General features: G+C 60.2%; 11 protein-coding genes. 4 read left to right on the top strand and 7 right to left on the bottom strand.

Annotated elements, in window-relative coordinates:
• From ACUTJJ_RS23540 to ACUTJJ_RS23530, 3 genes are all read right to left on the bottom strand, one after another.
• The coding region (locus ACUTJJ_RS23540; protein WP_445543611.1) for an AAA family ATPase at window positions 1-434 on the bottom strand (434 nt) is incomplete at its 3' end.
• An 84-nt stretch (window positions 435-518) separates the two neighbouring features.
• On the bottom strand, window positions 519-1,199 hold the full coding sequence (locus tag ACUTJJ_RS23535; protein ID WP_063947798.1) for a DsbA family protein: 681 nt from the start codon (window positions 1,197-1,199) through the stop codon (window positions 519-521).
• A 127-nt stretch (window positions 1,200-1,326) separates the two neighbouring features.
• Window positions 1,327-1,854 (bottom strand): DUF721 domain-containing protein, encoded by a 528-nt coding sequence (locus ACUTJJ_RS23530; RefSeq protein ID WP_063947797.1) that lies wholly within the window; start codon window positions 1,852-1,854, stop codon window positions 1,327-1,329.
• 97 nt (window positions 1,855-1,951) lie between these two features.
• Between ACUTJJ_RS23530 and mutY the strand changes: the two genes are divergently transcribed.
• The gene (gene mutY, locus ACUTJJ_RS23525) at window positions 1,952-3,055 is read left to right on the top strand and encodes an A/G-specific adenine glycosylase (RefSeq protein WP_445543610.1); all 1,104 of its coding nucleotides are present in this window, start codon (window positions 1,952-1,954) and stop codon (window positions 3,053-3,055) included.
• The gene (locus ACUTJJ_RS23520) at window positions 3,052-3,663 is read left to right on the top strand and encodes an HAD family hydrolase (protein ID WP_445543609.1); all 612 of its coding nucleotides are present in this window, start codon (window positions 3,052-3,054) and stop codon (window positions 3,661-3,663) included. The genes mutY and ACUTJJ_RS23520 overlap by 4 nt, the downstream gene beginning before the upstream one ends.
• 332 nt (window positions 3,664-3,995) lie before the next feature.
• Here ACUTJJ_RS23520 and ACUTJJ_RS23515 read toward each other — a convergent pair whose 3' ends face one another.
• On the bottom strand, window positions 3,996-5,141 hold the full coding sequence (locus tag ACUTJJ_RS23515; RefSeq protein ID WP_144575561.1) for a site-specific DNA-methyltransferase: 1,146 nt from the start codon (window positions 5,139-5,141) through the stop codon (window positions 3,996-3,998).
• A gap of 235 nt (window positions 5,142-5,376) precedes the next feature.
• Between ACUTJJ_RS23515 and ACUTJJ_RS23510 the strand changes: the two genes are divergently transcribed.
• Window positions 5,377-6,477: a hypothetical protein gene (locus tag ACUTJJ_RS23510; protein ID WP_445543608.1), complete on the top strand. Its 1,101-nt coding sequence runs from the start codon at window positions 5,377-5,379 to the stop codon at window positions 6,475-6,477.
• Here ACUTJJ_RS23510 and ACUTJJ_RS23505 read toward each other — a convergent pair.
• Together ACUTJJ_RS23505 and ACUTJJ_RS23500 are read right to left on the bottom strand one after the other, a co-directional pair.
• Window positions 6,437-6,895: a DUF1284 domain-containing protein gene (locus tag ACUTJJ_RS23505; RefSeq protein WP_445543612.1), complete on the bottom strand. Its 459-nt coding sequence runs from the start codon at window positions 6,893-6,895 to the stop codon at window positions 6,437-6,439. The two genes, ACUTJJ_RS23510 and ACUTJJ_RS23505, sit on opposite strands and share 41 nt — an antisense overlap.
• 44 nt (window positions 6,896-6,939) lie before the next feature.
• Complete coding sequence (locus ACUTJJ_RS23500) at window positions 6,940-7,620, bottom strand: GntR family transcriptional regulator (RefSeq protein ID WP_063947792.1); 681 nt, start codon at window positions 7,618-7,620, stop codon at window positions 6,940-6,942.
• A gap of 212 nt (window positions 7,621-7,832) precedes the next feature.
• Between ACUTJJ_RS23500 and ACUTJJ_RS23495 the strand changes: the two genes are divergently transcribed.
• On the top strand, window positions 7,833-8,522 hold the full coding sequence (locus tag ACUTJJ_RS23495) for an HAD family hydrolase (RefSeq protein ID WP_004440401.1): 690 nt from the start codon (window positions 7,833-7,835) through the stop codon (window positions 8,520-8,522).
• A 180-nt stretch (window positions 8,523-8,702) separates the two neighbouring features.
• On the opposite strand, the gene ACUTJJ_RS23490 is transcribed toward ACUTJJ_RS23495, so the two are convergent.
• On the bottom strand, window positions 8,703-9,245 hold the full coding sequence (locus tag ACUTJJ_RS23490; protein WP_063947827.1) for a hypothetical protein: 543 nt from the start codon (window positions 9,243-9,245) through the stop codon (window positions 8,703-8,705).
• Between the last annotated feature and the right edge of the window lie 289 nt (window positions 9,246-9,534).

Below are 9,534 nucleotides of genomic sequence, written 5' to 3'. Positions count from 1 at the left end.
CCGACCATCGAGGGCGAGCGCGCGCCGGTGGAGGCATCTGCAAACAGAAGCTGCACATCCTTGGCACGCGCTTCCTTGCCGTTGATGCGGTAGACGGAGCCATTTTCGCGCTCGATGCGGCGCGTTACCTGAATTTCATCGGCGTCGTTGAAGGCGGCGGGCGCGGTGCGGTCGGAATTGTCGAGATAGAGGCCGACCTCGGCGGTGTTACGGGCGGGACGGTTGCCGGAACCGGAGAAGATGACGTCATCCATGCCGGAGGCGCGCATGTTCTTGTAGGAATTCTCGCCCATCACCCAGCGCAGCGCTTCGACGAGGTTGGACTTGCCGCAGCCGTTCGGGCCGACGACGCCGGTCAGACCCGGCTCGATGATAAATTCGGAAGGTTCAACGAAGGACTTGAAACCGACGAGACGGAGCTTGTTGAACTTCATGCCGCCACGCTCCAGGTGGAGTAACGGCAATAAAAAACGGGCGTGCGGAAATATCCGCCGCCCGCTTTCTGAAGGCTTCGGTGATCAGAGCAGCTTGTCGATGACAGCCGACATGGTTTCAACCGACATGTCTCCTGCGTATTTCTTGCCGTTGATGATGAAAGTCGGCGTGGAGTTGACGCCGAATTCCGTCGCACCGCGTTGCATGGTGGCGTTCACATCATCCAGAAGTTTCTGGTTCGTCAAGCAGGCCTCGAAAGACTCCTGTGAGAAACCGGCCATTTTCGACATTTGCAGCAGGGCGGCACGCGCATCCTGCGCGGTTGCCCAGCTCTGCTGCTGCTTGAACAGCATGGAAACGAAGGGGAAATACTGACCTTCCGGTGCGCAGCGCGCCAGCATGAAGGCGGCAGCGGCGCGCGGATCGAACGGGAATTCGCGCAGCACGAAATAGACCTTGCCGGTATCGATGTACTTCTTCTTGATTTCTTCAAAGGTCTTGTTGTGGAAGTTGGCGCAGTGCGGGCAGGTCATCGACATATATTCGACGATCTTGACGGGTGCGTTGGCGTCGCCGAGCGCTGCTTCCGGCAGCGGGCCGGGCTTCATGACAGCAGCCATGTCCACATCACCGGTGGATTCAGGCAATTCCTGCGCCTGGGCAATACCGGGCGTGAAGGCAAACGGCAGGGCCGTGGCGATGGCGGCAAGAGCAACGCCGCCGAGAAGGCTGCGACGGGAAATGGTCAGTTCGGGAAAATGCATGAAAGCACCTGTTGGTAATAGACTCGATTGTCTGTTGATTCCGATATAGCGACGGCCGGTTCATCACAAGCGGGGTTCTGAACTCTTCTTGTCAAAGAATTGTGACCAGTCAAGGACGGCGCCTTCATCAAATCGTTTTGCGCCCTGGCTTCTTCTGCAAGACCGCCGTGCCAAGCCGTTCCACCGCCTTGCGCAATGCCTCGCTCTCGATGCCGTTCATCATGTCATCGAGACGTTTTGCCGCATCGCCGCGCAGGGGCTGCGGTTTGCGTCGGCGGGTGATGGCCTGCGACACCGGTTTCTGCACGATCCTGATCTGGCGCACCGCCGGGAAACCGAAAAAGCCGTTGATGCGGGCAATCAGTTCGCCCTGTGCATGGGTGAGAAACAGGGCGCGCGCGCCTTCGCAGGCGATCGTCAGCACGCCGGGCTGATAACCGCCGCGATCCGGCCCCTCGTCGCGGCGCGGCCAGGTAATCTTTTCGGGCCGCGTGCAATCGGCAAAGTCGTCACCGGCGATCTCGTCCCAGGAGCCGAGCAGCGCGGTGTTGATGCCGGCGCGTTTCGACAGGACCGGGTCCATGATGCCATTGGCGACTTCGGCGATCTGGACGACGCCCTTTTTCTTGCCGGCACCGCTCTGGGGATAACGCATGTTTCACTCGCGATTTTGGAGGGGGCGATCCACATTTTCTTGATCGCCCGCTACGGATGTCCCAACTATAGGCCAAACCGAACAGAAACGGCAAACCATGCTTCAAAAAACCGCCCCGTCGTCTTATGCGCAGATGCTGCTCGCATGGTACGACCGGCATCATCGCGAATTGCCCTGGCGCACTTCCCCGGCCATGGCAGCGAAGGGAAAACGCGCCGATCCCTATCATGTCTGGCTTTCGGAAGTGATGCTGCAGCAGACGACGGTGCAGGCAGTAAAGCCCTATTTCCTCAAGTTTCTCGCGGCGTGGCCAAGCGTCAACGATCTGGCAGCGGCACCTGTCGAAGACGTTATGGCCGCCTGGGCGGGGCTGGGTTATTACGCCCGCGCCCGCAACCTGAAGAAATGCGCGGAAGCCGTGGCGAATGAGCATGGCGGCATGTTTCCCGATACGGAAGAGGGGCTGAAGCAATTGCCCGGTATCGGCGACTATACGTCCGCCGCCGTCGCTGCCATCGCATTCAATCGTCAGGCGGCCGTGATGGATGGCAATGTCGAGCGCGTCATTTCCCGCCTCTTCGCCATCGATGCGCCCCTGCCCGGCTCCAAGCCTGCAATGAAAGCGAAGGTGGCGGAACTGACGCCCGCCGACCGACCGGGGGATTTTGCCCAGGCGATGATGGACCTTGGCGCAACGATCTGCACGCCGAAGCGGCCGGCCTGCGCGCTCTGTCCGTTCAACGGCATCTGTCTGGCGCTTGCGGAGGACGAGCCGGAGCGGTTTCCGGTGAAAGCCGCGAAAAAGGCAAAACCCGTGCGGCTGGGCGCTGCCTTCGTGGCCGTCAATGCAGAGGGTGAAATCCTGCTGCGGCGGCGAATCGACAGCGGCCTTCTCGGCGGAATGACGGAGGTGCCGACAACGGCTTGGACCGCCCGTCTCGACGGCGGCACGGATCAAAATCACGCGCCTTTTTCAGCGGAGTGGCAGGCGGCGGGCGTGATCGTGCATGTCTTCACCCATTTCGAACTGCGGCTGACAGTCTATCGCGCGCAGGTGCCGGATAACCTTCAAACCGGCCCGGATGACGGATGGTGGGAGCCGGTTACAAATCTTGACGCGCAGGCGCTGCCAACGGTGATGAAAAAAGTCATCGCGCAGGCTATTCCATCCGCATTCAATGAAAGCAGGAAATTTCGATGACCAAGATTGACCATATCGTATTCGACATCGGCAAGGTGCTGATCCATTACGATCCGCATATTCCCTATAGCCGCCTCATTCCCGATGCCGATGAGCGCCAATGGTTTTTCGAGAATGTCTGCACCCACGACTGGAACCTCGAACAGGATCGCGGCCGCCGCTGGGAGGATGCTGAAGCTTTGCTCGTGGAGAAATTCCCGGACCGGGAAGAGCACATCCGCTCCTTCCGCAAATTCTGGCACGAGATGGTCTCGCATTCCTACGACGACAGCGTCGCGATCATGACAGGCCTGATCGACAGCGGCCATGACGTGACGATGCTCACCAACTTCGCTTCCGACACGTTTCGCGAGGCGCAGAAGATGTTCCCCTTCCTCACGCTGCCGCGCGGCGTCACCGTTTCCGGCGATGTGAAGCTTTTGAAGCCTGACGTGGCGATCTATGATCTTCACGCGAAAGAATTCGGCCTCAATCCGGCCACCAGTCTCTTCATCGACGATACGCTCGCCAATGTCGAAGGCGCCCAGGCCGCCGGCTGGCAGGCGGTGCATTTTACCGGCGCGGAAAAGCTGAAGCAGGATTTGCGGGCGTTTGGGGTAGAAATTTAATCGTCGATAGATCGGGAAAAGAAATTGGCGCAGGCGGAAATGGCGGTCTCCGGCCTGCGCCAGTCCTGCCGCAAGCGGCATTGGACGCAATGTTTTTGTGAGTTGTCCAGACCGGATTTTCACAACCACTGCTTTGACTAGTACAGTAGTTGTCGTCTCTTGCGCGAAACTTGTCTAGCTAAAATTTTATATTCGAAAATACCAACGCCCGACACTGATGTGCCGGGCGTTGGTCGTTCTCCATCCGGGACTGAAGGTACTAAACCGGGTGGAGACGTATGCTGACAAGGGCGGGCGGTGGATCGTCCGTCTTCGGCCTTTTGGGCTTTCGACTATTCGGCCTTTGCCATTTCACTGCGGATGATGGCCCTGAGATCATCGATCGGCTTCAGCGCGTCGCCGTCTTCGAAGTGCCAGAACGTCCATCCGTTGCATGCGTCGAGACCCTGCACCTTCGCGCCGAGGCGGTGGATGGAGCCGGCGGTTCCGGCGGATGCGAGCGTACCATCCGCACGAATAATGGCGCTATAACGGCGCTTTGCGTCCGTCAGCACCTGTCCAGGGCGCACGAGGCCGCTTTCTACCAAGGTGTTGAAGGCTACCCGGGGCTCCGCCTTCTTGCCGGTCATGACCGTCAGTTCGGCTTTGCCGAGCGGCTCGACGGCGGCGATGCGTGCCGACGCCGCATCGATATAATCCTGCTCGCGCTCAATGCCGACGAAGTGGCGGCCGAGGCGTTTTGCGACAGCGCCCGTGGTGCCGGAGCCGAAGAACGGGTCGAGCACGACATCGCCCGGCTTGGTGGAGGCCATGATGATGCGGGCAAGCAGCGCTTCCGGCTTCTGCGTCGGATGCACCTTCTTGCCGTCCTCGCCCTTCAGGCGTTCATGGCCGCTGCAGATGGGGAACAGCCAGTCGGAGCGCATCTGGACGTCATCATTGGAGGCCTTCAACGCATCGTAGTTGAAGGTGTAGTTCTTGGCTTTCGGATCGCGGCTAGCCCAGATCATCGTCTCATGCGCGTTCTGGAAACGACGGCCCTTGAAGTTGGGCATGGGATTGGTCTTGCGCCAGACAATGTCGTTCAGGATCCAGAAATCGAGGTTCTGGAGCATGGCGCCAACGCGGAAGATATTGTGATAGGAGCCGATGACCCAGATGGTGCCGTTCGGCTTCAGCACGCGGCGGCAGGCGAGCAGCCATGCGCGGGTGAAGGCATCGTAGGCCTCGAAAGAGGCAAACTGGTCCCATTCGTCATCGACGGCGTCGACCAGCGACTGATCGGGCCGGTGCAGCGTGCCGCCAAGCTGAAGGTTATACGGCGGATCGGCGAAAATCGCGTCCACCGACTGGCTCGGGAGGGCATCCAAGGCAGCGACACAATCACCCTTGATGATGCTGTCTTTCCAGGCGTCACTCTCGCCCGCACGATCAAAACCGGCACGCCGAAAATCGGCCAGCGGAAAAACTGCTGCCATTGGTACTCGCTCCATACGCTTACTCTTTACTGACGCTTATGGTTACCGAAGATGGTTATCAAAGCCTGAACAAGTCACGGAAAATGCGAAATAAATGGCAGGTGGCGGAAGGCGGCCGGCTTTTGGCGGGGCAGCGACGGGAACCCGATGGTACCTAAAACGTTGTGCACAATGGGTTAGACCGCCGCAGACGTTTGCGGGTGGTGACAGTTGTCAGTCGATGGGGGTGGGTGCCATGGGATCCAGAAAAAAAACGGCCGGGTTGTTGAATGGACTTGCGCTTGGCGTCGCGTGGACGGCCATGCAGGCGTCCCCCCTCTTTGCGCAGGAGCCGAGCCCCCAATATAACGTCGTCACCGATGCGGTGCTTGCAGATGGCGGCCCTTCACTTGGCAACACCGACAAGGTGCGCTGGGATTTCTACAAGGCCGACCGCACCGGCGTGCGCACCGACGTCAACGCTGGCGGATCCTACGACGCCACCTTTGAGGCAAAGCTGCCGGCGGGCAAATATGTCGGCGTTGCCGCACTTGGCAATGTCACCCGCGAAGTGCCGTTTGAAGTGAAGGACGGCAGCGTGGCGAGGCCAAAAGTGAATTTCGACGCCGCCGAGTTGACGGTCGTGCCGAAACGGAAACCCGATGGCGACGTCGAAACGCAGGCGAAAACGGAAATCACCAAGGACGACTTCAAAGACAGCGTCTATGGCCGCAACAGCGTTTTTGTCCCGGCAGGCGAGATCGTCCTGACCGGCAGCATCGGCCCGGCGAAAGCGCAGGAAACATTATCCGTCAAGGCGGGCGACAGGATCAGCCATGATGTCATCATCCCGAGCGGCGTAGTGGTTGCCAAGGCGGTTTATGCCGAGGGCGGCCGCGCGGTGGAGACCGACGATATCAGGTTTGAAGCCATGTCGGCCGAACAGACGCTGGATGGCACCCGCCAGACCATCAACGGCACCTACGGCACGGGCAAAATGATGGAGATGCCTGCGGGCGACTTCGTCATGCACGCCCGTCTCGGCAAGGTGATGGTCGACAAGGCCTTTACCGTCGAGGCCGGCGAGCGCACGGAAGTCACACTCAATCTCGATGCAGGCGTTCTTGCCATCAACGCTCCTGGCGCCGAACGGATCGATATCGTCGAAACCACCAAAGACCTTCAGGGCACACAGAAGGAGATTTCGGGTCGATACGGCACGAAACATCAGGAGACGCTGCACCCCGGCGATTATGCGGTCAAGGTGAGCTACGACAAGAAGTCCGGCCGCGACCCGAAGGAGATGACGGTCACCGTCAAGGCCGCCGAGAGAACCGAGACGACCGTGGTGGAATAGGCGCCAGCGGTTCAGCCCTGCCGCCGTCTGGCGGCGGACTGATCTTCACGCCGCCGAAGCCGGAGGCGGCGATGCGGTCACAGAGCCTGATCCACTGGCAGCCGCGACAGGCCTGCCTGATATCAGCTGATGCAAAGGCCAGACGCATCCTGCCAAGAAAATCAGGTGTGGCCGGCAATCGCTTGCCGGCAGGGAGAGGCTCGCCCAGGAAGGCCGAAACGGACTGGCGGGCGGTTTCATCCCGTTGCACCACGCCGTGATTAAAACAATGCGCATGGCTTTCGCAGAGCAAGCCTTCGCAGATATCGTCGGGACCATCCACCAGTTCGACATCCTCGCCCGCATTCAATCGCGCGGCCACGCCATCGTAATTTTCGACAAAACCGGACGTGTAGCCTTTTCCAACATAGGTCAGCATGCACAGGAGATGATGGGGCCGCAGGCGGACTGTCACAGCCCGCCCTATCCAACGATGGCGAAGGCGTCGCGCACCGAACCGGACGAGGTGCGGATGGCCTTGCGGCCGATCCATTGCACATGTCCGTCGAGAATGCGCACCGCCTCCTCGCCCCGGCCGCCGCGCAACGCGTCAATGATGGCGCGATGGTCGGTATCGGTGCGGCGTTCCCAGCCGGCCCGCCAGGCGGAAAACAGGAAGCGGGCGCTGGCTGCATGGAGGCCGTCGATCGCTTCCATCAGGCGCGGCATGTTGCAGGGCGCGGTGATGAGGCGGTGGAAACGGCGATTGGCCTCTTCCCAATGTTGCACATCGACGGCGCTGTCACCTTCGAGCGTCGCGGCCTCCGCTTGGTCAAGAATGGCTGGTGTCATATTGGGGATGGCGTGGCGCAGAGCGAGAACCTCAAGAGCAGCACGCATTTCGGCCACCTCGCGCACATCCTCGAGCCCGAAATCAGCCACCCTCACTCCACGCCGCGGGATACTTGCCGCCAGCCCCTGGGCTTCAAGGCGGCGGAAGGCCTCGCGCACGGGCACATGCGACGCGCCGAATTCGGCGGCGATGTGGTCCTGCCTCAGGCGTTCGCCGGGCGACAGCTCGCCGCGCACGATACGGTCGGCAAGCGTGCGGCTGATGCGTGCGGCGATAGTGTCTTCAGGCGTCGTTTTCTCTGGCTTGGGCATACCACCCCATATCGCATATGGCGCGGCGCTGTGTAGCATTTTTTAGCCCGCTCAAGCTAATGTACGCTCCCACCGCCGCCGATCCTCTACTCTATCAAGCTATGAGCCTGATGGGACCGACCCTTGCGGGTGAGCCGGTTGAGCTTGAAGCGGACTTGGTCTAAAAGCCCGCCATCACTTCCTCCAGGCAAATTCGATACAGGGAGCGCCCCATGAGCGGCTTCGACCTCATTATTTTCGACTGCGACGGCGTTCTGGTCGATTCCGAAATCATCGCGGCGCAGGTGGAATCCCGCCTTCTGACGGAGGCGGGTTATCCGATCTCAGTGGAAGAAATGGGCGAGCGTTTCGCCGGCATGACATGGAAGAACATTCTTCTACAGGTGGAAAGCGAAGCCAGCATTCCGCTCTCAGCCTCGCTGCTCGACAAATCGGAAAAGCTCCTCGACATGCGGCTGGAGCGCGACGTGAAGATCATCGAGGGCGTGAAGTTCGCGCTGTCGCGCCTGACGACGCCGCGCTGCATTTGCTCGAACTCTTCCAGCCACCGCCTCGATATGATGCTCACGAAAGTGGGCCTGAAGCCCTACTTCGCACCGCATATCTATTCCGCCAAGGACCTCGGTGCCGACCGCGTGAAGCCGAAGCCCGATATTTTCCTGCATGGCGCAGCACAATTCGGCGTCTCGCCCGACCGCGTGGTGGTGGTCGAAGATTCCGTGCACGGCATCCATGGCGCAAAAGCGGCCGGCATGCGCGTGATCGGCTTTACCGGCGCATCCCACACCTATCCGAGCCACGCCGACCGGCTGACCGATGCGGGCGCCGAAACCGTGATTTCGCGCATGCAGGATCTGCCCGCCGTGATTGCAGCGATGGCGGAGTGGGAAGGCGCTTTTTAATTCCCGGCTTTGTCACAAACGCCACTATGTCTTGCTCTGGCCTGTCCCGAGCGTCTTCAACCGTTTGATTTTACGATACGTGGTTGGATCCTCGGGATAAGCCCGAGGATGACGTCGCGCGTTAGGAGCGCTTTATCCGCGATCTGACCGGAGACCACAAAGCAGCCTCCGGTTTCTACCTCATGTACGACGCTTGGTCTTGGCCTTCGCACCTTGCTCGGCAAAGCCGACATAGACGCTGACGGACCTCGGTGCGCCGCCCGGGGCATTGGGAATGGCGACGTGGTCGTTGTTGAAGATGAACTGGGTGCCCGCGCCACCTGCCGCGACATCGATGGCGTAATTGGTCGTTTCGCTGAAAATCTCACCATCGCCATCCTTCACCGTCACGCGAATCGGCACGGTCACGCGGCCCGGCTTGGCCATCGGGCCGGGAACGAGGCGGCCCTGGGCGAGCACATTGACGGTGAGCGTCGATTCATTGGCGGTGCAGGAGCGCGTCGTGTCTGACAGCGAGACCTGATAGGCGAGCTTCTGCGGGTCGTCCTTCGCGCCGCCGGCATAAACGCGGTGGACGGCAGTCGCGTCGAGAATGGTGACCGTCGGGCAGTTGGCCTGCACGACCGGCGTAACGGCATTTGCCTGCGCGGCCGGCGGATTGACGGCGAGCGAGTCCGACGGGTTGGAGGAATTGCAACCGGCAACAACGGCCAGAAGCGACATCGCAGCGGACAAACGCAAGAAATTCCCTGACACTCTTCTAATTCCCTCTCCATTGTCCCGGAACCGAACCGCAGACGCTGTTTATTGACCTTTCACGCAGGTTGGCGATGGTCTATAGCAGCGACGCCGGAAAAAATCGATTGGCATGTTCGGTTTTGCTTGAATTTTCAAAAAAGCCCTTCATTACCTCCCCAATCGCCTCATTTCGGTGAGACGCTGCTGGAAAGATGCCGGCGATCGGCGACGGACAGGTTAGGACAGGGGACTATCTCGTGAAATATGTATCGAC

It is taken from the genome of Agrobacterium sp. DKPNP3, from assembly GCF_052686535.1.
The sequence above is the reverse complement of the archived record's forward strand: the minus strand, read 5'-3'. Positions and strand labels throughout refer to the sequence as shown.